Raw genomic sequence first — 22,640 nt, forward strand, 5'->3', positions numbered from 1 at the left:
CACGGCTCCGTTCCAGTCACCTCGAAAAACTCGAAGCACTCGAAGCGCCACCAGAGAAAGGCACGAGGAAATGAAGCTCGATGTTCCCCAGTGGAGCGACAAGCCCGATCTCAAGCTGGCGATATCCGGTACGTACTCGTCCGGCAAGTCGACCACCACGGAAGCGCTCTCGATCGCGACCGGCATACCGCGCACGCACGCCAAGACCTCCCGCGAACTGCTCGTGGACCTCGTCCCGGGCAAGACGGTGATGGAGCTCAACGCCATGGAGCTCGTCAAGCTGGGACTGCGCCGCTACGAGGAGCGCCTGGCCAACGAGTCCGGCACCGGGGCCTTCATATCCGACGGCGGCGTCTTCCACGAGTGGGTGTACTTCGAGGCCCGCATGCGGGTCGGCATCAACCCGGGCATGCCGTGGTGGTTCCAGGGCGTCAAGAAGGCCATGGGCGTGACGTCCAAGCGCTTCTACCAGAAGTACACGGACACCCTCGGCGAGATACAGAAGGACCGCGCCAAGCGTTCGTACGACGCCTACGTGCACCTGCCGGTGGAGTTCGACATGGACGCCGACGGCCACCGCCCGGTGTCCGAGCCGTTCCGCCGGCTCTCCGACGACCTGCTCGTCGAGGCCCTGGAAGAGATCAAGATCCCCTACCGCGTCGTCGGCGGCCCGATCCCCGAGCGGATCGAGAAGATCGTCGAGATCTTCGGCCTGCCGGTCGTCGTCCCGATCCCCGAGGCCATCGAAGAGGCGGAGCGACGCGTCGCCGCCGACATCGAGGACCTCCAGGCGAACCTCGCCTACATGGAGGCGCAGCGACGGAAGTCCTTCGGACGCCGCCTCGCCTACGCCTTCCGCTACTGATCCACCCCCCCCACCCGTACCCGACCGGAAGGAAACCGGCGTGCCCACGAGCGTGCAGGCCAAGCCGCGTCGTCTGGGAGCGATCCTCGGCCTCCTGGCCTTCGCCCAGATGATCATCGCGATCGACTACAACATCATGTTCGTGGCACTGCCCGACATCGGCAGCGACCTCGGATTCTCCGCCCAGAACCTCCAGTGGGTGATCTCCGCCTACTCCGTCGCCTTCGGCGGCTTCCTGCTCCTGGGCGGCCGGGCCACGGACCTCTTCGGCCGGAAGAACATGTTCCTCTTCGGCCTCTTCCTCTACGCGGCCTCCTCGGTCCTCGGCGGCCTCGCCACCGAGTCCTGGCTGCTCGTGGCGGCCCGGGTGGTCCAGGGCCTCGGCGGCGCGTTCCTGGCGCCGGCCACCCTGTCCCTGGTCACGACCCTCTTCGCGGAGGGCACCGAGCGCAACCGCGCCCTGGCGGTCTGGGGCGGTGCCGGCGGCTTCGGCATGGTCCTCGGCGCCATCCTCGGCGGCCTGCTCACCGACTGGTTCGGCTGGCAGGCGGTCATGTGGGTCAACGTCATCGCCGCCGGCGCGGCCATGACCTACGGCATCGGCGCCCTGCCGAAGACCGCGAAGGCCAGCACCCGCGGCTTCGACCTGCCCGGCGCCGTCACCGGCACCGTCGCCTCCACCCTCCTGGTCTTCACCCTGGTCAACGGGCCCGAGGCGGGCTGGGGTTCGCTCACCACCGTCGGCAGCCTGATCGGCTCCCTGGCGCTCTTCGCCCTCTTCCTCGGCATCGAGTCCAGGACGCGCGCGCCGATGATGCCGCTGCGCCTCTTCGCCAACCGCAACGTCACGGTCGGCACGTCGGTCACCTTCCTCTTCATGGCGACGTTCGGCGCCTACGCCTACTTCCTCACCCAGTACTGGCAGGTCGTCCAGGGCTACAGCGCCTGGGCCACCGGCTTCGCCTTCCTGCTCCCCTCCGGCTGCGTCCTGATCGGAACCGTCGCCGCCGGGAAGCTGATGAACGCCTACGGCGCCCGCAAGACCCTGCTGCTCGCCCTCACCGTCGGCCTGGTGGGCACCGTCGCCCTCGCGCTGACCCTGACGCAGCACTCCTCGTACGCCGTCATCGCCGCCCCGCTGATCGTCCTCTCGCTCGGCCAGGGCGTCATCTTCACGGCCATGTTCGCCGCCGCCACCACCGGCGTCGCCGACGAGGAGCAGGGCATCGCCTCCGGCATCGCCACCACCGGCCAGCAGATCGGCGGCGCCGTCGGCCTCGCCGTCCTGATCGCCGTCGCGGCCACCGCCGCCGGAGGCGACACCACCGACCCCGCCCGGCTCACCGACGGCATCCTCGTCGCGACCTGGGCCACCGCCGCCGGCATCGCGCTGACCTTCCTCGCGACGCTCGGCCTGAAGAAGCCGGCCGCGACGCGGATCGCCGCCGGTGACGCGAGCCCGGTGACCGCCGAACCGGCCCCGGCCGTCACCGAAGGCGTCTGACGCGGCTCCCCCTCGCGCCGGACGCCCGTCGCACGGCCCCTCCCTCCACAGACCCCCGCGGGGGGAGGGGCACGGTGCGCAGGGCCACTCCCACCGAGGCCAGGGGCCCCGGCCCCGCCGGGGCCCCCGGCCCGACCCCGCCCGGAAAGGTTGGAGGACGCAGTTGAACGGCCACAGCACCGCATTCTTCGACGTGGACGGCACACTCACCACCGTCCCGAGCATGTTCCGCTTCCTGCGCCACTACCTCTCCGCGCGGGGGCACCCGCCCCACGAGTACGTCGGCCGCCGCCGCGAGCTGAAGGCGATGAACGAGATCGGCTGCCCCCGCGAGGCCACCAACCGCGCCTACTTCGCCAACCTGGAGGGCGCCCGGTCCGCCGAGGTCAACATCCTCGCCGAGGACTGGTTCCGCGAGGAACTGCGCGCCGGCGGCTTCTTCCACGAACACGGCGTCGCGGCCCTGCGCCGCCACCAGCAGGACGGGACCCGGATCGTCCTCGTCTCCGGCTCCTTCCCCGCCGTCCTCGACCCCATAGCCGACCACCTCGGCGCCGACGAGGTCTGGTGCACCGAGCCGGAGATCGTCTGGGGCCGCTACACCGGCAACCTGTACCGCCCCCCGATGCTCTCCGCCCTCAAGGCCGAGACGCTCCGGAACGTCGCCGCCGCGCACGGCACCACGCCCGAGCGCTGCATCGCGTACGGGGACCACGTCTCCGACCTGCCGATGCTCCGGGCCGCGGGCACCGCGGTGGTCGTCGGCGGCGACAAGGTCCTGCGCACCCACGCACGCATCAACGGGTGGTCCCTGCTGCCCGCCGCGCCGGTCCCGCCGGCGCTCGACCTGCCGCTGTGGCACACCGGCCCGACCGGCTTCCCGGCGGCCGTGACGAACGAGGTGAAAGAGGTGGAAAGCGTATGACTTCCTGGTTCTTCGACCGGATGCGGAGCTTCGGCGACGCCGACGCCATCGTCTTCGAGGGCGTCACCCACAGTTACGCCGAACTCGTGCGGCTCACCGGCGACTGGGAGCGGTTCCTCGACCGCCACGACATCCGGCCCGGCCGGGTCGTCGCGATCGAGGGCATCAGCAGCGTCGAGGCGTGCGCGGGGCTGCTCGCGCTCATCGGACGCGGCGCGATCGTCGTCCCGCTGACCCCCCTGCCGCAGGCCAAGCGCACCGAGTTCCTGGAGGTCGCCGAGGTCGAGACGGTCATCTCGATCGACTCCACGCACTGGCGGCGCGGCGTCGAGACCACCGGCCGCGAGGCCGGTCACGAGCTCTACGGCCGGCTCCGCGCCGACGGCGTGCCCGGTCTGGTGCTCTTCAGCTCCGGCACCACCGGCCGCAGCAAGGCCAGCGTCCTGGACTTCTCCAAGGTGCTCGCCAAGTACGGCCCGCCGACCCGGCCCGCCCGCACCCTGGGCTTCCTCAGCCTGGACCACATCGGCGGCATCAACACCCTGCTGCACACCCTCAGCCAGGGCGGCGCCCTCGTCACCGTCGGGGAGCGCACCCCCGAGACCGTCTGCGCGGAGATCGAGCGGAGCCGCATCCAGATCCTGCCGACCACGCCGACGTTCCTGAACATGCTGCTGATATCCCGGGCCTACGAGCGGTACGACCTCGATTCGCTGAAGCTGATCACCTACGGCACCGAGCCGATGCCCGAGGGCACCCTGACCCGGCTGGCCAAGGCGCTGCCCGGCGTCCGCCTGAAGCAGACCTACGGACTCTCCGAACTCGGCATCATGCCCACCAAGTCCCGCGACGACGGCAGCCTGTGGGTGAAGCTGGGCGGCGAGGGGTTCTCGTACCGGATCGTCGACGGCACCCTGTGGATCCGCTCCGACATGGCGATGCTCGGCTACCTCAACGCCCCGGCGCCCTTCGACGAGGAGGGCTACTTCAACACGCAGGACGCGGTGGAGACGGACGGCGAGTACGTCCGCATCCTGGGCCGCACGTCCGAGCTGATCAACGTCGCGGGGGAGAAGGTCTACCCCAACGAGGTCGAGAACGTCCTCCTGGAGCTCGACTACGTCGCCGACGCCGTCGTCTCGGGCCGCCCGAGCCACGTCACCGGCCAGGTCGTCAAGGCGGTCGTCAAGCTCACCGGCCCCTGCGAGGACCCGCGGGTCACCGCGCGCCGGGTGCGCGAGCACTGCGCGCGGCGCCTGGAGGCGTTCAAGGTGCCGGTCGTGGTGGACGTCACCGAGACGGACACGCACTCGGACCGCTTCAAGAAGATCAGGGTCGCGGCGTGAGCGGGACCCGCGTCGCGGTGGTCAGCGGCGGCAGCCGCGGACTGGGCCGGGTGCTGGTGGAGCGGCTGCTGGCCGAGGGCTGGCGGGTGGCGACGTTCAGCCGCAAGCCCAACGGGTTCACGGAGACGACGGCGCGGGAGCACCCGGAGGACTTCCTGTGGGAGTCGGTCGACCTCCACGACACCCCGGCGCTCCGGCAGTTCGTCAAGACCGTGAAGGAACGGTTCGGCTCGCTCGGCCTGCTCGTCAACAACGCGGGCGTGCTCCACCAGGAGCTCTTCGCGACGATCGCCCCCCGCAGGATCGACGACCTGCTGGCCGCCAACCTGACGGCGCCCGTCCATCTGACCCAGGCGTGCGTGCGGCTGATGATGCGCGACGGCGGATCGGTCGTGAACATCTCGTCCATCAACGCCGTCCGGGGCTACCGCGGCGTCGGGGTGTACGCGGCGGCCAAGGCCGGCCTGGAGGGGTTCGGCCGCGCCCTCGCCAGGGAACTGGGGCCGGTCGGCATCCGGGTCAACACCGTCACCCCCGGCTTCTTCGACAGCGAACTCACCTCGGACGTCACCGATCGCAATCGGGAGAAGATCCAGCACCGCACCCCCCTGGGGCGGCTCGGCACGGCGGAGGAGATCGCGGACGCGGTGCTCTTCCTGGCCTCCCCACAGGCACGTTTCATCACCGGTCAGTCATTGGTCATCGACGGAGGAATCACATGCTGAACGACCAGAACGTCAAGGAGATCATCGAGCGCGAGATCCAGTCCGTGGTGCTGAGCTCGGACCAGGAGGAGCTGTCGCTGGACGACGAGCTGCTCAAGTCCGGCGTCAACTCCCTGATGCTGGCGCAGCTGCTGATACAGCTGGAGACCGAGCTGGGCGTGGACCCGTTCGGCGAGCAGCTCTCCATCACCGAGGTCCGCACGCTGCGCGAGCTGGTCGGGGCCTACGAGGCCGCGCTGGAGCGGGCGGCGACCGGTGCGACGGTGGGTGCGTGAGCCGTGTCCGTCGCCACTTCCGCACTGACCCTGAAGTCGATCGACGACTACCTGGGTCCGGGTGAGGGCCGGTTCTTCTCCCGCGGGTACCAGCGGGCCACCTACCTGGTCCGGGACGTCGTCGCCACCCCCCTCGGCACCGAACGGCCCGGCGTCCGGGCCACCGTGGACGTCGGCTACCCCGCCGACTGGTCCCGCAAGAAGGACGGCACGGACCTGCGTCCGCACCTGAGCACCGTGGACGCGCTCGTCCTCGGCGTCCAGCTCGCCGAACTGCACCTCGTCCACGCGTACGGCCTGCGGGGCGCGGCCCGCTCCACCATGCGGCTGCGCGCGGTCGTGCTGCGGGCGGGCGGCGCGCCGCAGGAGGAGCTGCTGGGGATCCCGGCCTCCTCGCGCCTGGTGCGCACCGAGGAGGTGCCGGGCGCCGCCGGCCGGTTCCTCTCCGTCCACGACGGCGCGGTGGGCTCCCTGCGGGTGCGCTGCGAGATCGAGCACGACGCGGGCGAACGGGCCACCGGCGAGGGCCGCTTCGACAGCCTCGACGAGGGCCTCGGCGACGGCCGGTTCCGTTTCTACGGCGAGGGGTTCAAGCGGCGCCGGCACGTCATCGGCAACGTCGAGGTCGACATGGAGGAGCTGACCGCCGGGGCGGACGTGCACTTCCGGGACGACCGGCCCGCCGGCGGGGTGGCCCTCGGCGTGGACGCGGCCACCGAGCCCGCGGTGTCGCCGGTGGACGCGTTCGTGGTCAACCTCCAGCTCGTCCAGGTGCTGATGTACGAGCTGGACCGGATCGACCGGGCGAACAGCAACACGCTGTGGATGATGCAGACGGTGCTGACCGCGGCGGACACCGTCCCGCCGCTGCCGACCGACCCCTCGGAGCCGGGGCGGGCCACGGCCCGGCTGCTCTCCAAGCGGCTGCTGCCACTGCGCGGGGGCATCTGGCGCAGCGTCGAGATCGAGGCGGGCCTGGCCGGGATCGGCCTGCGCTGCTCCTTCGCCCACGAGCTCCCGCCGGAGGCCGCCGCCAGGGCGGTCTGACCCCGGCTCCGGGGCCCCGGCCCCGCCGGAGCCCTCCGTACGGGAGTCCCCCGTACCGGAGCCCCCCGTACCGGGGCCCGGCGCCTCCCCCTCGCCGGGCCCGACGCCCCCCCGTGCCCGGGACGCGCCGCGCGCCGCGCGCCGTGTTCCCGGGCCGGGCCGGGTGCCCCCTCGCGTACTCCCGTGGAACGACCCGTACCCCCGTACACCCACCGACCAAGGAGCACCAGCAGATGCGTCTCGCCGTCTCCGGGACCTACGCCGCGGGGAAGACCTCCACGGCCATCGCGCTCTCCCACTACACCGGCATCCCCTTCGCGCCCGCCCGCTCCGTCCGCGAGATCCTGCCCGACGCGGTGCCGGGCCGGGCGCTCGCCGAGGTGACCCCCGCCGAGTACCTCCAGATCGCGGTCCGGCGGCACGCCGGGCGGGTGGCGAACGAGGCACGGCTCGGCGACCGGCTGATCTCCGACGGCTCCTCGCTCCAGGAGTGGATCTACGCCGCCGCCCGCGTCCGGTTCGGGATGGACCCGGCCGCCCCCGCCCCGGTCCCCCCGCGCTCCGCCGCCATGGAGTTCTTCGCGGACGCCGTCGACCAGCTCGGACACGCCTTCCGGCAGCACGTGCGGGAGACGTACGACGGCTTCGTGCACCTGGTGGCCCCGCCGGGCGCCGCCGGAAGGCCCGAGGGGCACCGGAGGATGCATCCCGCCTTCCGCGCGTTCTGCGACGACATGCTGCTGCGGACCCTGGAGGGCCTCGGCCTCGCCCACCACGTCGTGGCGGAACCGGACCGGGCCGAGCGGCTGCGGACCATCGCCGTGCTGTACGGACTCGCCCCCGTCCGCTCCGCCGAGGAGGCCCTCGCGCTGGCCGCCGAGGAGTACGCCGCCATCGACTGGCGGCTGGAGCGCGACCGGACGCAGAGCACCGCCTCGCTGGTCGCGGCGAGGACGCGGTGAACGGCGGCGCGGCGGCGTACGAGCGCCGCCGGCTGATGCTCCCCGTCGTCCTGGCCGCCCTGTTCATGGCCCAGTTCGACCTCTACGTCGTCAACGTCGCCGCCCCCACCCTCAGGGACCAGCTCGGCGCCGGGCCGGTCGCCCTCGAACTCGTCGTCGCCGGTTACGCCTTCACCTACGCCGGCGGCCTGATCACCGGCGGCCGGCTCGGCGACCTCCACGGCAACCGCGTGATGTTCCTCGGCGGGACGCTCGCCTTCACCGCGGCCTCGCTGCTGTGCGGCCTGGCCCAGACCCCCGGGCAGCTGGTCGCCGCCCGGCTGCTCCAGGGCCTGGCCGGGGCCGCCATGGTGCCGCAGGTGCTCGCGCTGATCACCGGCGTGTTCGGGCCGGACGAACGCCCGCGCGCGCTGGCCTGGTTCGGGGTCACCGTCGGGATCGGCGCCGTCGCCGGGCAGGTGCTCGGCGGCGCGCTCCTGGAGGCGGGTTCCACCGGGCCCGGCTGGCGCCTCGTCTTCCTGGTCAACGTGCCGGCCGGACTGCTGACCCTCCTCCTCGCCCGCCTCGTCGTGCCGGGCCCGCCGAAGGTGCGGTCGGGCACCGGCCTCGACCCGGTCGGCGCCCTCGGGGTCCCGGCCGGCCTCGCGCTGGCCCTCGTCCCGCTGATGACCGGCGGGACCGGCGGGTGGCACGCGTGGTCCTGGATCTGCCTGGCCGCCGCCGTGCCCGTCCTGGCCGGGACGTTCGCGTGGGAGCGGCGGCTCGGGCGGCGCGGCGGCTCCCCGCTGCTCGACCTGTCGCTGTTCTCCGCCGCCTCCTTCCGCCGGGGCCTGGTGGTCAGCGGGGCCGTCTTCGGCGCCTTCTTCAGCTTCCTGTTCGCGCTCACCCTGGTGCTCCAGTCCGGCCTCGGGCTCTCCCCGCTCGGCGCCGGCCTCGCCTTCGCGCCGCTCGGCCTGGCGTTCTCCGCCGCCTCCATGGCCGCCCGGCGCGTCCCGCCCGGCAAGGGCACCCGCACCGTGCTGGCCGGGATCGCCGTCGCCGCGACCGGGCTGCTCGCCCTCCTCGCCGAACTCCTCGCCCTGCCCGGCGAGCCGGGCCTCGCCCGGCTGCTGCCGCCGATGGTGCTCATCGGGTTCGGCAACGGACTCGCCGTCCCCGCGCTGACCGGCGCCGTGCTGTCCGGCGTACGGCCCGGCCAGGCCGGCTCCGCCGCCGGCGTGCTCACCACCGCCCAGCAGTTCGCGAGCGCGGTCGGCGTCGCGCTGATCGGCTCCGTCTTCTTCGCCGTCCTCGACGGCCGGACCGGGCCCGCCGCCCACGCCGAGGCGCTGCGCTGGGTCGCGGGCACCGGGCTCGTCCTGGTGCTGGTGGCGGCCGCGGCCGCCCGCTCGCTGCCCCGCCCGGCGGCGCCCGCCGCCCCCGCCGCCCCCGTTCCCCAGACCACCGGAAAGGCATGACATGCGGCACCCGACGCAGACCCCCGCCGGGGTCCCGGCCGAGGACCCGGCCCGGGAGCTTCCCGAGGTCCCGGCCGGGAACACGGCCGACGCGCGCAAGAAGAGGATCGCCCTGCTCTTCGAGCGGATCATCACCCACGGCGACCTCGACCTCGCCGACGAGCTGTTCCACGAGGACTTCACCTGGCCCCAGTTCGGGCTGCGCGGGCCCGAAGGGGTGCGGCAGTGGGTGCGCGCCTTCCGGACGGCCTTCCCCGACATGGTCGACCGGGTCGTCGAGCAGTGGGCCGAGGGCGACACGGTCATCACCCGCGTGGAGTGCACCGCCACCCAGCTCGGACCGTTCCGGGGGCTGCCCCCGAGCGGCCGCAGGGCCACCTTCGCGGCGCTCGGCATCGACCGGTTCCGCGGCGACAAGGTCATCGAGCGCTCGGCGCACTTCGACCTCGCCGACCTGATGCGCAAGTACGGCCACACCGAACTGCGGGTGCCCGAGGTGGACCGGCCGTGAGACCCGCGCCCTTCTCCTACGTCCGCCCCCGCACCGCCGGGGAGGCGGTGGACCACCTCGCGGCGGCGGCCCGCGACGGCCGCGAGGCCCGGGTCCTGGCCGGCGGCCAGTCCCTGGTCCCGCTGCTCAACCGGCGCCTCGTCCGGCCCGACCTGCTCGTGGACCTCGGCCGGCTGCCCCGCCTCGCCGGCGTGCGGGCGGACGGGACCGGCGTACGGATCGGGGCGACGACCCCGCACGCCGTACTGGAGCACGGCACCGACCCCGTACTGCGCCACCGGCTGCCGGTGCTAGCGGAGGCCGCCGCCCTGATCGGGCAGCCGCCCGTACGGGCGCGCGGCACGGTCGGCGGCAGTCTCGCGCACGCCGACCCGTGCGCCGAGTGGTGCCTGCTCGCGGTGCTGCTCGACGCCGAGCTGACGCTGCTCGGGCCGGACGGCACCCGGACGCTGGACGCGTCGGCGTTCCTGCGGGGGCGCCACCGCACCGCGCTGCGGGCGGGGGAGATCCTCACCGCCGTCCGCTTCCCGCACGCCGAACCGGCTGCCGTCCTCGTCGAGTACGGCGTCCAGACGGGCCGGCTGCCGGAGGCGGCCGCCTCCGCCGCGCTGGCCCTGGGCGCCGACGGGCGGATCGCGGCGGCCCGGATCGCGGTGGCCGGCCCGTGGGAGGCGCCGGTGCGCGCGCACGCGGCGGAGGCCCTGCTGACCGGCGCCCGCCCGGAGCCGGACGCCTTCGCGGCGGCGGCCCGGGCGGCGGTCGCGGCGGCGGGGGCCGGGGGGCCGTCCGGTGGCTCCTCCGGGACGTACGGCGACTCCTTCGACGACTCCTCCGGTCCGCCCGGCGGTCATTTCGAGAGCGGTGAACTCGCCTCACTGGCCGAGGTGTTGCTGCGCCGCGCCCTGGCCGGGTCCGCCGTCCGGGCCCGCGCGGCGGCGGTCGCGCACCGTCCCGAGGCGGTGGCGGCGTGAACCACGGCACCCCGCCCGTCACCGCGCCCGCGCACGACGGCGTCACCGCGCCCCCGCCCGGCGGCAGCACCCCCGGTACCGTCCCGGTCGGACTCGCCGTCAACGGCGACGCGCCCCGGACCCTCGACGTCGAGCCCCGGCGCAGCCTCGCCGACGTGCTGCGGCGCGACCTGGGCCTGACCGGGACGCCGGTCGGGTGCGAGACCGGGGTGTGCGGCTCGTGCACCGTCCTGCTGGACGGGGAGCCCGTGCGGTCCTGCGTCGTGCTCGCGGTGCAGGCCGACGGGCAGCGCGTGGAGACCGTCGAGTCCCTCGCCGGGGACGACGGCGGGCTCGGCCCGCTCCAGCGGGCGTTCCGCGACCACTTCGCGCTCCAGTGCGGCTTCTGCACTCCCGGTTTCCTCATGCTCGGCACCGCCCTGCTGCGCCGCGAGCCGCACCCGGACCGGGCGCGCGTCCGGGAGTGCGTGTCCGCGAACCTCTGCCGCTGCACCGGATACCAGCCCGTGATCGACGCGATCGAGGCGGCGGGCCGATGAGTGCCCTCGGACGGTCCGTGCCCCGCCTGGAGGACGACCGGCTGCTGCGCGGACGCGGCCGCTTCCACGACGACGTCGTGCGTCCGGGGCAGCTGTGGATGCGCGTCGTGCGGTCGCCCGTCGCGCACGCCGCGCTCCTCGGCACCGACGTCTCGCGCGCCGCCGCGCTTCCCGGCGTCGTCGCCGTGATCACGGCGGACGACCTGCCGCCCGGCATCCGGATACCGGTGCGCCAGCCGCATCCCGGACTCGACTTCACCCCCCACCTCCAGCCGCCGCTGGCCACCGGGGAGGTCCGCTACGCCGGTGAGCCCGTGGCCGCCGTACTGGCCGGGGACCCCTACCTCGCCGAGGACGCCGCCGACCTCGTCCGGCTCGACCTCGACCCGCGCGAGCCCGTCCTCGACGCCCGCACCGCACCCCCCGGCGAGGGGGTCGGCACCGTCGAGTTCGGATACGGGGACGTCGACGCCGCCTTCGCCGGGGCCGCCCACGTCGTCACCGCCGACCTGCGCACCGGACGGCACAGCGGCACCCCGCTGGAGCCGCGCGGCCTGGTCGCCGAACCCGACCACGACACCGGACGGCTCACCGTCTGGGGCGCCGCCAAGATCCCGCACATCAACCGGCGGGTCCTGGCCACCCTGCTCGACCTGCCCGAACACCGCATCCACCTGCGGGAGACGGACGCCGGCGGCAGCTTCGGCATCCGGGGCGAGTTCTACCCCGAGGACTTCCTCGTCCCCTTCCTCGCGCTGCGCACCGGCCGCCCGGTGAAGTGGAGCGAGGACCGGGCCGAGCACATGGTCGCCGCCAACCACGCCCGCGAGCAGCAGCACCGGATCGAACTGGCGCTGGACGCCGACGGGAACCTGCTGGCGCTGCGGGACGAGGCGTGGCTCGACAACGGCGCCTACGTCCGCACGCACGGCGCGGTCGTCGCCGCGCTCACCGCCTTGATGATCTCCGGACCGTACCGGCTGCCGGCCTGCCGCTCCCGGGTGCACATCGTCAAGACCCACAAGACCCCGATCGGCACCTACCGGGCCCCGGGCCGCTTCCAGCACAACTTCGTGCGCGAGCAGGCCCTCGACGTGGCCGCCGGCCGGCTCGGCCTGGACCCGGTCGAGCTGCGCCGGCGCAACCTGCTGACGGCGGACGAACTCCCGCACCGGCGGCCGATGTCGGTCTTCGGCTCCCCGATGGTCCTCGACGGCAAGGACCACCTGGAGCACTTCGACAAGGCCCTGGCCGACGTCGGCTACGAGGACTGGCGGGCGGAGGCGCGGGCCGCGCGCGCCGCCGGGCGGCCGGTCGGCACCGGGTGCGCGGTCGTCCTGGAGAAGGCGGGCCTGGGCTACGACAGCGCGGTGGTGGACATCGGCGTGACGGGAGCGGTCCGGGTGGTCATGGGCGGCGCCAGCGTCGGCCAGGGCATCCGGACCGTCATGGCGCAGATCGCCGCCGAGGAGCTGGGCGTGCCGGCCGGATCGGTGCACGTGGTGCTCTCCGACACCGACCTGCTGTCCGACGGGGGCGGCACGTTCGGCAGCCGCTCGACCGTGGTCGGCGGGACGGCGGTGCGCGAGGCCGCCCTGAAGGTCCTGGCGAAGGCGCGCGCGGTGGCGGGCGAACTGCTCGGCGCCGCGCCGGAGTCGCTCGTCCCCCGGGACGGCGGGCTCGCCGTCGGGGGAGAGCCCGGCCGCCGGCTGGACTGGGGCGCGATCGCCGCCGCGAGCTTCGGGCCGCGCTGGACGGCGACCGGCGACGAGCCCGGTCTCATCGGGCGGTCGACGTACGCCGCGCAGGGCATGACGTACCCCTACGGGGCCCACTTCGCGCAGGTCGAGGTGGACCCGGACACCGGGGCGGTCCGGCTGCTGCGCTACGCGGTGACCTACGAGGTCGGCCGCGCCGTCCACCCGGAATCCGTCCGGGGCCAGCTGCTCGGCGGCGCGGTGCAGGGCATCGGCGGCGCGCTGTCCGAGGAGTTCCGCTACGACGGGCGCGGCGTCCCGCTGACGGCCACGCTCGACGACTACCTGTGGCCGCGCGCGGCCGACCTCCCCGAGATCCGGGTGGTGGTCTACGAGGACGCGCCGGCACCGGGCAATCCGCTCGGCCTGCGCGGCGCCGGCGAGGGGGGCACCGCGGGCAGCGGCGCCGTCCTCGCGGGCGCCGTGCGGGACGCCCTGGGGCTCACCGGCGACGTCGGCGCCCTGCCCCTGCACCCCGCCCGGGTGCGCTCGCTCGTCCGGTCGCACCGGAGGAACCGGAACGACCAGGGCGACCCGAACGAAAACGCCGACCGCGACGGCCGCGACGGCCGCGACGACCGCGACGACCGTGCCGGCCGCGACGACCGCGACGACCGTGCCGGCCGCGACGACCCCAACGACCCCAACAAGGAGGAATCATGACCGTGGACCAAGCGGTTCTCGACTGGCTCAATACCGATCCCGACTGGGATCTCCCGGAGCCCGGACCCGACGGCCCGCTCGCCGTGGACGTGACCGCACCCTCGGCGGCCACGCTCGCGGAGGCCGGACCGGCGGAGCGCCGGGAGATCCTCTTCGACTACGTGTGCCGGGAGGTGGCCCGTTCGGTCGGCATCGACCCGGCCGACCTGGACACCGAACGGTCACTGGTCGGCGTCGGCGTCGGCTCGATGCTCGGCTGCGAACTCCGCTACCGGCTCCTGGACGCGCTGGGCGACGCGCCGGAACTGCCGGAGATCCTGACGGCGGAGAGCACGCGCGCGCTGGCCTCGATGCTGGTGGACCGGCTCGGGTATGGCGGATGACCGCGACCCTGGCGCCGCCGGCCGGCGCGGACGTGTGGCTGCTGCGGCAGCCCGGGCCGGACAGCATCACCGGTGTCCTGGAGATGGGGGAGCTGGACGAGGCGGAGCTCCAGCGGGCGCGGGCCTGCCGTCGCCAGGCCGGCGGGTACCTGTACGCGGCGGCGCACATCGCGCTGCGGCGGGTGCTGTCCGCCTACGTGGGCGAGCCCGCGAAGGACCTCGTCTTCGGGCGGGGCCCGTGCCCGTGCTGCGATCTGCGGCACGGGCGGCCGATGCTGGTGAACCCCGAGTCCGACCTGCACTTCTCGCTGTCGCACAGCAGCGGGATGGTGCTGATCGGGGTGGCGCGGGTGCCGATCGGCGTGGACGTCGAGAGGACGCCGAGCGAGGAGACCGCCCGGGTGTGCGCGCAGGCGTTCCACCCGGAGGAGCGCGCGGAGCTGGCCGAGGTGCCCGCGTGCGCGGGGACCTCGGCGTTCGGGCGGCTCTGGACCCGTAAGGAGGCGTATCTGAAGGGGCTGGGCACCGGCCTCGGCCGGGACCTGTCCCTGGACTACCTGGGGTGGGAGACCGAGAAGCACCCCGAGGGGTGGTCGGTGGTGGACGTGCCGGCCGGCCCGCGCCACACGGCGGCGGCGGCGATCGGTCACCACGGGTCCCCCCAGGGGCCGGTGATCCTTCGCTGGCTGCCGATGGAGAGCCTGTACAGCGGCACCCGTGCCGACCTGGCGCGGCGGAACTCCGTGCTCGCGGAGCTCGCCGCCTGAGACCGGCGCGCTCCGGAACCCCGGCCGGGTGACACACCCGGCCGGGGTTCCCGTGCGCGCGGCGCCGGACGTCCGGCGTCCGGCGCCCGGCGTCCGATGTCCGGCGCCGGACGACCGATGTCCGATGCCCGGTGCCGGATGCCGTGCGGTCCGTCGTGTCGTGCGATCCGTGGTGGCGTGCGGTCCGTCGTGGCGTGGGCCGGTGCACCGGGCCCGTCGCGCGGCGGGGCCCGCACGTCGGGGTTTCCGTGTCGCAAGTCCCTTGCCCGGCAAGGGCTTTCGCGCGCTCCGGCGCACCGCGCGCTTCCCGGTCGCGCGCTCCCCGGCGGCCGTGGCGGTGCTCCGGCGAGAACTTGCCAAAGTCGCCCGGCCGGGTCCCCGGACTCCCAAAACAAAGAGAACACTCGCTATTCTTGGGCTCTGGCCACACGACCCGCTCGCCGGAGGGAGCCCGTCATGCCCGTACCGCAGGCCGCGCGCGTGCCGGAGACCGTGCCGACCGTCGATCCGCTGGCCCGGCGCCTGTTCCACCGCCTGCCGCGCGCCGACCAGCGCCGCTGGGCCGGCGCGTACCTCTCGGGTCTGGTCACCACGCCCGGCAGGAAGTCCGTGCGCAACATGGCGCGCTCCGCCGGCGCGTTCGAGACCGCCTCCCAGTCGCTGCACCAGATCGTCAACTCCAGCCCCTGGGCGTGGGAGCCGGTCCGCCGCGAGCTGGCCGGCTGGTGCGGGGAGCGGGCGCGGGTGCGGGCCCTGCGGGTGGCCCCGGTCGTCGTCCCCAAGCGCGGGGAGCACTCCGCCGGGGTGCACCGCCGTTTCGACCCGGCCGACGGACGGTCCCTCAGCTGCCAGCTCGCCCTCGGGGCGTTCCTCGTCACCGACCGGGGCACCGTTCCCGTCGACTGGCGCCTGAGCCTGCCCGGCCGCTGGAGCGAGGACGGCGCGCTGCGCGAGCGGGCCCGGATACCGGAGACCGTCCGCGACGGGTTACCCGGCCGGCTCGGCCTCGACCTGGTCGACGCCGCTGCCGCCCACCCCGTCACCGCCGGCCTCCCGGTCCTCGCCTGCGCGGAGGCGCCGGGCGAGGCCCTCCGGCTCGTCGCGGGCCTCGCCCGGCGGTCCCTCTCCTTCGCCGTCTCCGTACCGGCCGCCACGCCCGCGCTGTGCGGGCCGCCCGGCGACCGGACCGTCCGCACGGCCCCCCTCGCCGACCTGGTGCGCCGCCTCGACCCGGCCGGGACCGCCCGCGCCGTCCCGCCCGGACCCGCCGGGGGCCGGGTGCGCCGCGTCCCCGCCGTCGTCCGGCTGCCCGGCGTCGCCGTCCCGCTGGCGCTGCTCACCGAGCGGACCGCCGGGGCCGGGCGGCCGGTGCGGTACTGGATCACCGGAACCGACGGCGGCTCCGCCCCGCTCGTCCGCCCCGGCGCCGCCGCGCTTCCCCTGGAAGTCCTGGAGGAGTGCGGGCTCCACGACTTCGAGGGGCGCTCCTTCCCCGGCTGGCACCGCCACATGACCTTCGTCGCGGCGGCCGCCGCCCACCGGCTCCTTGGCCGGGGCTCCGTCCTGCCGACCGCGCTCTGACCCGAGGAGTCGACGTGTACGTCCTGACGGCGGAAGCCCCCGCCCGCGACGCCGTGCCGACGGCGGACCCGCCGGCGGCCGCCCCCTCCGAAGCCCCCCGGCGGCCACTCGCGCCGCCGCGGCCCGCCCCCGGAACGCCGGCGCCGTCCGCGGACGTCGCCCACGTGCCGGTCGACGCGCTCCTGGAGGCGGACTCCCCCCGGCTGGCCGGGGTCGACCACGACCACGTGCTGCTGCTCGCCGGAGTGGAGACCGCCCTCCCGCCGATCGTGGTGCACCGCCCCACGATGCGCGTGGTCGACGGCGTGCACCGGCTGCACGCGGCCCGCCTCAACCGCCGCGAGACGATCCCCGTCCACTGGTTCGACGGCACCGAGCGGGAGGCGTTCCTGCTGGCCGTCGAGGCCAACAACGGGCACGGTCTGCCGCTCACCCTCGCCGACCGCCGCGCGTCGGCGCGCCGCATCCTGCGCCTCTGGCCCGAGTGGTCCGACCGGGCGGTCGCGGCGAAGGTGGGGCTGTCCGGCAAGACCGTCGGCGTGCTGCGCCGCGCCGACGCCGGGAGCGGCGAGACGCCCGCCGTGCGCGTGGGCTGCGACGGCCGGGCCCGCCCGCTGACCGCCACCGAGGGGCGGCTGCGGGCCGTGGACTACCTCGCCGTGCGGCCCGACGCCTCGCTGCGCGAGATCGCCCGCTCCGCCGGCATCTCCGTGGAGACCGCCCGCGACGTGCGCGACCGGCTCGGCCGGGGCGAGGGGCCACTGCCCCCCGGCGGCACCGGCCCCCGGGGCACGCGGGCGCGGGAGCCGCGCGGGTGCGCCGGACGGGTGGCGCCGGCGGACCTGCCGACCGTGCTGGACTCGCTCCGGCGCGATCCCGCCCTCAAGTACAGCGACGAGGGCCGTGCGCTGATCCGCTGGCTGGAGACCCGGATCGTGCGCGAGGAGGAGAGCGGACTGCCGCTGCGCGCCCCCGCCCACCAGGCCCCGAAGATCGCCGCGATGGCCCGTGCCTGCGCCGCCTACTGGGAAGCCATAGCCACCGAGCTGGAACAGCGCGGCGCGCGCCACCCGTAACCACTCCCGAGAGATGATGAGATGACGGACGTCGCCTCGAACACCGCCCCCGCCCCGGCCCCCGGCAACCCCTGGGCCGCGTTGGCGGCCCTCTGCGTCGGCTTCTTCCTGATCATGATGGACACCACCATCGTGACCGTCGCCATCCCCGGCATGATGGCCGGACTGGACGCCGACCTCAACCGGATCACCTGGGTGCACAGCGTCTACCTGCTCACCTACGCCGTCCCGCTGCTCGTCGCGGGCCGGCTCGGCGACCGCTTCGGCCGCAAGCCCGTCTTCCTGACCGGCATGGCCGTCTTCACCGCCGCCTCCCTGTGGTGCGGGCTCTCCGGCACCGTCGGGACGCTCACGGCCGCCCGCGCCGTCCAGGGGCTCGGCGCGGCCCTCATGGCACCGCAGACGATGGCCTTCGTCACCACCCTCTTCCCGCCGCGGCGCCGCGGCGCCGCCCTCGGCGTGTGGGGGGCCGTCGCGGGCCTGGCCACCACCGCGGGGCCGCTGCTCGGCGGCTTCCTCACCGGCTCCGCCGGCTGGGAGTGGATCTTCCTGGTGAACGTGCCGATCGGGCTGGTGGGCCTCGTCATGACCGCGAAGCTGGTCCCCGGCGGCCAGCCCCGCAACCACCGCCGCTTCGACCTGCCGGGCACCCTGCTCTCCGGACTCGGTCTGTTCGCCCTCGTCTTCGGCCTGCAGAACGGCCAGCACTACGACTGGGGAACGATCGCCGGTCCGCTGGACGTCGTCACCGTCATCGCCGCGGGCCTCGTGCTGCTCGTGGCGTTCGTCGTGTGGCAGCGCGTCAACCCGCGCGAGCCGCTGATGCCGCTGTCGATCTTCCGCCGCCGCCACTTCGGCTCCGCCGCCTTCGCCGCCGCCGCCATCGGCTTCGCCGTCACGGGCCTCTACCTGCCGCTGACCCTGTTCATGCAGGACGTCATGGGGCTCAGCCCGCAGCAGGCGGGCCTGCTGATGGTGCCCATCGCCGTCTCCAGCGGCCTGGCCGGGCCCTTCGCCGGCACGCTCTCCGACCGGGTCCCCGGCAAGTGGGTGGTCCTCGGCGGCTTCCTGGTCTTCGCCGCCGGCCTCGGCCTGCTCGCCCTCGCGATGGACGCCCACGCGGGCGTCTGGCCGACCGCCGGGGCCCTGTTCCTCGCCGGCATCGGCACCGGGGCGGCGTTCGGGCCGATGGCGAACGTCGCCACCGGCACGCTGCCCGTCGAGATCATCGGCGCCGGCGCGGGCGTGTACAACTCCGTGCGGCAGGTCGGCTGCGTCATCGGCGCCGCCGCCGTCGGCGTGCTGACGCAGGCGCGGATCGAGCGGTTCCCCGACGACCTCGGCCGGGCCGCGGGCACCACCCTGCTGCTGCCCGTCGCCGTCCTCCTCGTCGGCGCCGTCGCCTGTCTCCTGATGCCCTCCGACCCGGCCGGAAAGGCCCGTGCGGAAACACCGGGAGCAGCGGGGGGAACCACCGAGAATTCCGACCTGGAAAAGGTCGGTTGATGCAGGGCGAAGCAATTGAGAAACACCATGAAAGGAACACGGCAGATGTCTGGCGACCGTGCACAGATCGACATCGCATCCCTCGCGGAAAAGGTGACCGGACCCGTTCTGACACCCGGACGGAAGGGGTATGAGGAGGAGCTCACCGGATTCCAGGCCGGATACCGCCACGACCCGGCCGTGGTCGTCGGCGCGGCCACCGCCGAGGACGTGCGCGCCGCCGTCGCCTGGGCCGCCGAACGGGGGCTCCCCGTCGCCGCGCAGTCCACCGGGCACGGCATCACCGTCCTCGACCGGGGCGGCCTGGTGATCACCACCGGACGCCTGGACGAGATCACCGTCGATCCGGCCGCCCGCACCGCGCGGATCGGCGCGGGGGCCCGCTGGGAGCAGGTCGTCGCGCGGACCGCGCCGCACGGCCTGGCCCCGCTCAGCGGCTCCGCCGGGCACGTCGGCGTCGTCGGCTACACCCTGGCCGGCGGCCTGGGCCTGCTGGCCCGCGAGTTCGGCTACGCCGCCGACCTGGTCCGCTCCCTGGACGTGGTCACCGCCGACGGGCGGCTGCGCACCGTCACCGCCGACTCCGACCCCGACCTGTTCTGGGCACTGCGCGGCGGCCGGGACAACTTCGGCCTGGTCACCGCCCTGGAGATCGACCTGCTTCCGGTCGCCCGGGTCTACGGCGGCGGACTGTACTTCGACGCCGGCCGGGCGGCGGAGGTCCTCGCGCACTTCAAGTCCTGGACGGCGACCGCGCCCGAGACGGTCACCGCCTCCGTCGGCATGATCGAGTACCCGCCGATCCCGGTCTTCCCGGAGCCGCTGCGCGGCCGCCACGTGGTGCACGTCCGGCTGGCCACCACCGACCTCGCCGCCGGGCCCGAGCTGGCCCGCCCCTGGCGGGAGTTCGGCGTCGAGGTCCTCCACGACCACCTGGGCGAGATGGACTTCACCGAGGTCGGCTCCATCTACGCCGAACCCGACTTCAGCCACGCCTACGACGGCAACGCGGTGCTGCTCACCGAACTCGACGACACCGTCCTGGAGGCCGTGCGGACCCTGGCCGGCCCCGCCGCCCCGGTGCCCTGCATCGTGGACCTGCGCCACCTCGGCGGGGCCCTGTCCCGCGAGCCCCGGGTGCCCAACGCGGTCCCGTACCGGGAGGCGCAGTACATCCTGCGGGTGCTGTCCGGCTCCGACGACGCGCCCGCCGGGGCCATCCGCGCCGCCCACGCGGCCCTGGACGAGGCCGTGCGGCCCTGGACGCTGGGCCGCTCGCTGAACTTCGTCTACGGCGAGCGCTCCGCGGACGACTTCGCCGACGAGCTCTACGACCCGGCGACCCGCGCCCGCCTGACCCGCCTGAAGGCCGTGTACGACCCGGGCAACCTGTTCCGGAGCAACCTCAACATCGCGCCGGCCGCGTAGGCCCGCCCGCACGGAAGTGCCCCGGGACCGCGTCGGTCCCGGGGCACTTCCCGGTTTTCCCGTGGCTCCGTGGCTCCGTGGCTCCGGTGCTCCAGACCCCCTCCCGCACGCCCCGGGAGGGGCGGGGCGTGCGGGAGGGGGGCGCTACGCCGTCGGCCGGCCGAGCCCCACCCGGTTGCCCGCCGGGTCCCGCACGTACGCCACCCGCTCGCCCCAGGGGGAGTCGGCGGGCTCCCGCAGCACGGGCGTGCCGGCGGCCCGCAGCTCCTCCACGGCGGAGTCCACGGACCCGACGAAGACGAACAGGTCGACGGTGCCGGCCGGTTCGCGCGGCACGTCGTCGTCCCGGCTCACCGCGAGTTCCGCGCCGTCCCGGCGCATCGCGACGAACTCCGGCTCGCCCCCGGCGGGATGGCGGTGGACGGGCGCGAAGCCGAGCCGCTCGTAGAAGGCGGCCGTGGCCGCCACCCGGTGGGTGCGCAGGACCGGGAAGGCACGCCGCGCCGGGGGACGGCCGCCGCCGGCGGCCCCGCTCACGCGGCCGCCCCGTCGGCCCCGGCGCGGTCGGCGAGGACCTTCCACACCGGCAGCCGGGTGCGGCCCCTGGCGTCGAGCTCGGGGCGCCGGCCGGTGCGCTCGAAGAACTTCTCCATGCCGGTGGCCACGCCCGCGTACTCCGCCAGGTCCATGGAGGTGATCCGCCAGCCCGCCTCCGTCAGCGTGGTGCTCAGCTCGTCACCGGAGACCGACAGGGGAGCGGGCATGCCCCCGGGGACGTCGGCGAAGCACAGCACGCTCAGCCGCGCGCCGGGGCGGGTGACCCGGTGCAGGGCCGCCGCGTACAGCGGCCGGGCCGGGCGGGGCAGGGTGTGGAACAGGGCGCTGTCCAGGACCGAGTCGAAGCGGCCCTCGTACCCGGCCAAGTCGGTGGCGTCCGCGACGGCGAACTCGACGGGCAGGTCGCCGGCGCGCAGCCGGGCCTGCTCGACGGCGGCGGAGGCGGCGTCGATCGCCGTCACCCGGTGGCCGCGGCGGGCCAGGAAGACGGCGTTGTCGCCCGGCCCGCAGCCGATGTCGAGCACGGCGCCGTGGAAGCGGCCCTGCTCCTCCAGGGCGACGACGACGGGCTGCGGTTCGCCGATGTCCCAGGGCACGACCTTGATGGAGGCCCCTTCGAGCAGCTCCCCGCCCGTGTAGACGGCGTTGAAGTCGGCGGCGGCGTAGTCGAAGGACTGTTCCGTGGCGCTCACGCGGATCTCCTTGGCGTCGGTGGCTCGCGGTATCCGCGGCAGTATGGCGCGCCGCCGGGCCGTCCAGGAATGCCCGGAGGGTTTCCGCGCCCCGTTCCGTACGCCACTTTCCGGGGCCCCCGGTGTCCGACCGAGGAAATTCCTCGGACGGACACCGGGAAATGCGCGCCGGACCGTCTGTCCGTATGCGGACACATGGACACCCCCGCACGCTTCGGGGTGAATAAGAGGCACTGCGGGACGTCCGGAAAACCCGAAAGGGCCGTGCGGAGAAGGAGTTCGACTGTGGCTGGCAAGGTCTGGTTCATCACCGGCACGTCCCGGGGTTTCGGCAGGGTCTGGGCCGAGGCCGCGCTGGAGCGCGGCGACCTCGTCGCCGCCACCGCCCGCGACACCGGCAGCCTGGACGGCCTGGTGGCGGCGTACGGCGACGCGGTCCTGCCGCTCGCCCTCGACGTCCGGGACCGGGACGCCGCCTTCGCGGCCGTCGCCGCCGCCCACGAGCGGTTCGGCCGGCTCGACGTCGTCGTCAACAACGCCGGTTACGGCCTGTTCGGCGCCGTCGAGGACGTCACCGAGGCCCAGGCCCGGGACCAGATCGACACCAACCTCTTCGGCACCCTGTGGGTGACCCAGGCCGTCCTGCCGGTCCTGCGGGCCCAGGGCGGCGGCCACATCCTCCAGATGTCCTCCATCGCGGGCCTCGCCTCCTGGCCGATGCTCGGCCTGTACCACGCCTCCAAGTGGGCCGTGGAGGGCCTGAGCGACGCCCTGGCCCAGGAGGTCGGCCGCTTCGGCATCCACGTCACGCTCGTCGAGCCCGGCCCGTACCGCACCGACTGGCGCGGCGCCTCCGCCGTCTGGGCCGAACCGGGCGAGGCGTACGCGGAGTTCGCCCACGCCCCCTCGGCCGGAGCCGCCCCCGGCGACCCGGCCGCCACCGCCGGAGCGGTCCTCGAACTGGTCGACACCCCGAACCCGCCGCTCCGGCTGCCGCTCGGCTCCTCCGTGCTCGACACCGTCACCGCCTCGTACGAGGAGCGGCTGGCCGGCTGGAAGCAGTGGGACGCGCTCGCCCGCGCCGCCCAGGGCGCCTGACACC

At 74.6% G+C, this 22,640-nt stretch carries 22 protein-coding genes; 20 read left to right on the top strand and 2 right to left on the bottom strand.

The annotated features are described in order from the left end of the window. Window positions 1–70: 70 nt before the first annotated feature. The 19 genes from ACZ6AQ_RS17940 (at window position 71) to ACZ6AQ_RS18030 (ending at window position 20,288) form a co-directional block, all read left to right on the top strand. Window positions 71–865, top strand: coding sequence for an AAA family ATPase (locus tag ACZ6AQ_RS17940; protein ID WP_388690934.1), 795 nt, complete (start codon window positions 71–73; stop codon window positions 863–865). A gap of 40 nt (window positions 866–905) precedes the next feature. Further along, window positions 906–2,369 carry an MFS transporter gene (locus tag ACZ6AQ_RS17945; RefSeq protein ID WP_468760635.1) on the top strand — a complete coding sequence of 488 codons (1,464 nt, stop codon included), beginning with the start codon at window positions 906–908 and terminating at the stop codon, window positions 2,367–2,369. Window positions 2,370–2,532: 163 nt separating this feature from the next. After that, window positions 2,533–3,294, top strand: a complete 762-nt coding sequence (locus ACZ6AQ_RS17950; RefSeq protein WP_388690928.1) for an HAD family hydrolase — start codon at window positions 2,533–2,535, stop codon at window positions 3,292–3,294. Continuing rightward, window positions 3,291–4,640, top strand: a complete 1,350-nt coding sequence (locus tag ACZ6AQ_RS17955; protein WP_388690925.1) for a class I adenylate-forming enzyme family protein — start codon at window positions 3,291–3,293, stop codon at window positions 4,638–4,640. Before ACZ6AQ_RS17950 ends, ACZ6AQ_RS17955 begins: the two co-directional genes overlap by 4 nt. After that, window positions 4,637–5,365: an SDR family NAD(P)-dependent oxidoreductase gene (locus ACZ6AQ_RS17960; protein ID WP_468760636.1), complete on the top strand. Its 729-nt coding sequence runs from the start codon at window positions 4,637–4,639 to the stop codon at window positions 5,363–5,365. Before ACZ6AQ_RS17955 ends, ACZ6AQ_RS17960 begins: the two co-directional genes overlap by 4 nt. Beyond that, on the top strand, window positions 5,359–5,640 hold the full coding sequence (locus tag ACZ6AQ_RS17965) for an acyl carrier protein (RefSeq protein WP_388690920.1): 282 nt from the start codon (window positions 5,359–5,361) through the stop codon (window positions 5,638–5,640). Before ACZ6AQ_RS17960 ends, ACZ6AQ_RS17965 begins: the two co-directional genes overlap by 7 nt. Window positions 5,641–5,643: 3 nt before the next feature. Then, window positions 5,644–6,687 (top strand): AvrD family protein, encoded by a 1,044-nt coding sequence (locus ACZ6AQ_RS17970; protein ID WP_468760637.1) that lies wholly within the window; start codon window positions 5,644–5,646, stop codon window positions 6,685–6,687. A 233-nt stretch (window positions 6,688–6,920) separates the two neighbouring features. After that, complete coding sequence (locus tag ACZ6AQ_RS17975; RefSeq protein ID WP_468760638.1) at window positions 6,921–7,649, top strand: AAA family ATPase; 729 nt, start codon at window positions 6,921–6,923, stop codon at window positions 7,647–7,649. After that, window positions 7,646–9,106 (top strand): MFS transporter, encoded by a 1,461-nt coding sequence (locus ACZ6AQ_RS17980; protein WP_468760639.1) that lies wholly within the window; start codon window positions 7,646–7,648, stop codon window positions 9,104–9,106. The genes ACZ6AQ_RS17975 and ACZ6AQ_RS17980 overlap by 4 nt, the downstream gene beginning before the upstream one ends. A 1-nt stretch (window position 9,107) precedes the next feature. Beyond that, on the top strand, window positions 9,108–9,617 hold the full coding sequence (locus tag ACZ6AQ_RS17985) for an ester cyclase (protein ID WP_468760640.1): 510 nt from the start codon (window positions 9,108–9,110) through the stop codon (window positions 9,615–9,617). Beyond that, window positions 9,614–10,588 carry an FAD binding domain-containing protein gene (locus ACZ6AQ_RS17990; RefSeq protein WP_468760641.1) on the top strand — a complete coding sequence of 325 codons (975 nt, stop codon included), beginning with the start codon at window positions 9,614–9,616 and terminating at the stop codon, window positions 10,586–10,588. The genes ACZ6AQ_RS17985 and ACZ6AQ_RS17990 overlap by 4 nt, the downstream gene beginning before the upstream one ends. Beyond that, a complete protein-coding gene (locus ACZ6AQ_RS17995; protein ID WP_468760642.1) occupies window positions 10,585–11,127 on the top strand; it encodes a (2Fe-2S)-binding protein in 543 nt (180 codons plus the stop codon). The genes ACZ6AQ_RS17990 and ACZ6AQ_RS17995 overlap by 4 nt, the downstream gene beginning before the upstream one ends. Beyond that, a complete protein-coding gene (locus ACZ6AQ_RS18000) occupies window positions 11,124–13,547 on the top strand; it encodes a xanthine dehydrogenase family protein molybdopterin-binding subunit (RefSeq protein WP_468760643.1) in 2,424 nt (807 codons plus the stop codon). Before ACZ6AQ_RS17995 ends, ACZ6AQ_RS18000 begins: the two co-directional genes overlap by 4 nt. Further along, the gene (locus ACZ6AQ_RS18005) at window positions 13,544–13,930 is read left to right on the top strand and encodes an acyl carrier protein (RefSeq protein WP_468760644.1); all 387 of its coding nucleotides are present in this window, start codon (window positions 13,544–13,546) and stop codon (window positions 13,928–13,930) included. The genes ACZ6AQ_RS18000 and ACZ6AQ_RS18005 overlap by 4 nt, the downstream gene beginning before the upstream one ends. Next, window positions 13,927–14,697: a 4'-phosphopantetheinyl transferase family protein gene (locus ACZ6AQ_RS18010; RefSeq protein WP_468760645.1), complete on the top strand. Its 771-nt coding sequence runs from the start codon at window positions 13,927–13,929 to the stop codon at window positions 14,695–14,697. The genes ACZ6AQ_RS18005 and ACZ6AQ_RS18010 overlap by 4 nt, the downstream gene beginning before the upstream one ends. A 456-nt stretch (window positions 14,698–15,153) precedes the next feature. After that, on the top strand, window positions 15,154–16,278 hold the full coding sequence (locus tag ACZ6AQ_RS18015; RefSeq protein ID WP_468760646.1) for an IS701 family transposase: 1,125 nt from the start codon (window positions 15,154–15,156) through the stop codon (window positions 16,276–16,278). Between the two features lie 14 nt (window positions 16,279–16,292). Further along, window positions 16,293–17,354 carry a ParB/RepB/Spo0J family partition protein gene (locus ACZ6AQ_RS18020; protein ID WP_468760647.1) on the top strand — a complete coding sequence of 354 codons (1,062 nt, stop codon included), beginning with the start codon at window positions 16,293–16,295 and terminating at the stop codon, window positions 17,352–17,354. Window positions 17,355–17,375: 21 nt separating this feature from the next. Continuing rightward, complete coding sequence (locus tag ACZ6AQ_RS18025; protein WP_468760648.1) at window positions 17,376–18,860, top strand: DHA2 family efflux MFS transporter permease subunit; 1,485 nt, start codon at window positions 17,376–17,378, stop codon at window positions 18,858–18,860. A 45-nt stretch (window positions 18,861–18,905) separates the two neighbouring features. Continuing rightward, window positions 18,906–20,288 (top strand): FAD-binding oxidoreductase, encoded by a 1,383-nt coding sequence (locus ACZ6AQ_RS18030; protein ID WP_468760649.1) that lies wholly within the window; start codon window positions 18,906–18,908, stop codon window positions 20,286–20,288. 144 nt (window positions 20,289–20,432) lie between these two features. Here ACZ6AQ_RS18030 and ACZ6AQ_RS18035 read toward each other — a convergent pair whose 3' ends face one another. Next, on the bottom strand, window positions 20,433–20,825 hold the full coding sequence (locus tag ACZ6AQ_RS18035) for a VOC family protein (protein ID WP_468760650.1): 393 nt from the start codon (window positions 20,823–20,825) through the stop codon (window positions 20,433–20,435). After that, entirely contained in the window at window positions 20,822–21,538 is a 717-nt protein-coding gene (locus tag ACZ6AQ_RS18040) for a class I SAM-dependent methyltransferase (RefSeq protein WP_468760651.1), read from the bottom strand. The genes ACZ6AQ_RS18035 and ACZ6AQ_RS18040 overlap by 4 nt, the downstream gene beginning before the upstream one ends. A 285-nt stretch (window positions 21,539–21,823) precedes the next feature. Between ACZ6AQ_RS18040 and ACZ6AQ_RS18045 the strand changes: the two genes are divergently transcribed. Continuing rightward, window positions 21,824–22,636, top strand: a complete 813-nt coding sequence (locus ACZ6AQ_RS18045) for an SDR family NAD(P)-dependent oxidoreductase (RefSeq protein ID WP_468760652.1) — start codon at window positions 21,824–21,826, stop codon at window positions 22,634–22,636. Window positions 22,637–22,640: the final 4 nt, after the last annotated feature.

The sequence above is a fragment of the Streptomyces sp. NPDC041191 genome, assembly GCF_055591945.1.

Coding starts and splice junctions, on each gene's coding strand:
- ACZ6AQ_RS17940 (WP_388690934.1), top strand. CDS start 71: ATGAAGCTCGATGTTCCCCAGTGGAGCGACAAGCCCGATCTCAAGCTG.
- ACZ6AQ_RS17955 (WP_388690925.1), top strand. CDS start 3,291: ATGACTTCCTGGTTCTTCGACCGGATGCGGAGCTTCGGCGACGCCGAC.
- ACZ6AQ_RS17965 (WP_388690920.1), top strand. CDS start 5,359: ATGCTGAACGACCAGAACGTCAAGGAGATCATCGAGCGCGAGATCCAG.
- ACZ6AQ_RS17975 (WP_468760638.1), top strand. CDS start 6,921: ATGCGTCTCGCCGTCTCCGGGACCTACGCCGCGGGGAAGACCTCCACG.
- ACZ6AQ_RS17985 (WP_468760640.1), top strand. CDS start 9,108: ATGCGGCACCCGACGCAGACCCCCGCCGGGGTCCCGGCCGAGGACCCG.
- ACZ6AQ_RS18000 (WP_468760643.1), top strand. CDS start 11,124: ATGAGTGCCCTCGGACGGTCCGTGCCCCGCCTGGAGGACGACCGGCTG.
- ACZ6AQ_RS18005 (WP_468760644.1), top strand. CDS start 13,544: ATGACCGTGGACCAAGCGGTTCTCGACTGGCTCAATACCGATCCCGAC.
- ACZ6AQ_RS18010 (WP_468760645.1), top strand. CDS start 13,927: ATGACCGCGACCCTGGCGCCGCCGGCCGGCGCGGACGTGTGGCTGCTG.
- ACZ6AQ_RS18015 (WP_468760646.1), top strand. CDS start 15,154: ATGCCCGTACCGCAGGCCGCGCGCGTGCCGGAGACCGTGCCGACCGTC.
- ACZ6AQ_RS18025 (WP_468760648.1), top strand. CDS start 17,376: ATGACGGACGTCGCCTCGAACACCGCCCCCGCCCCGGCCCCCGGCAAC.
- ACZ6AQ_RS18030 (WP_468760649.1), top strand. CDS start 18,906: ATGTCTGGCGACCGTGCACAGATCGACATCGCATCCCTCGCGGAAAAG.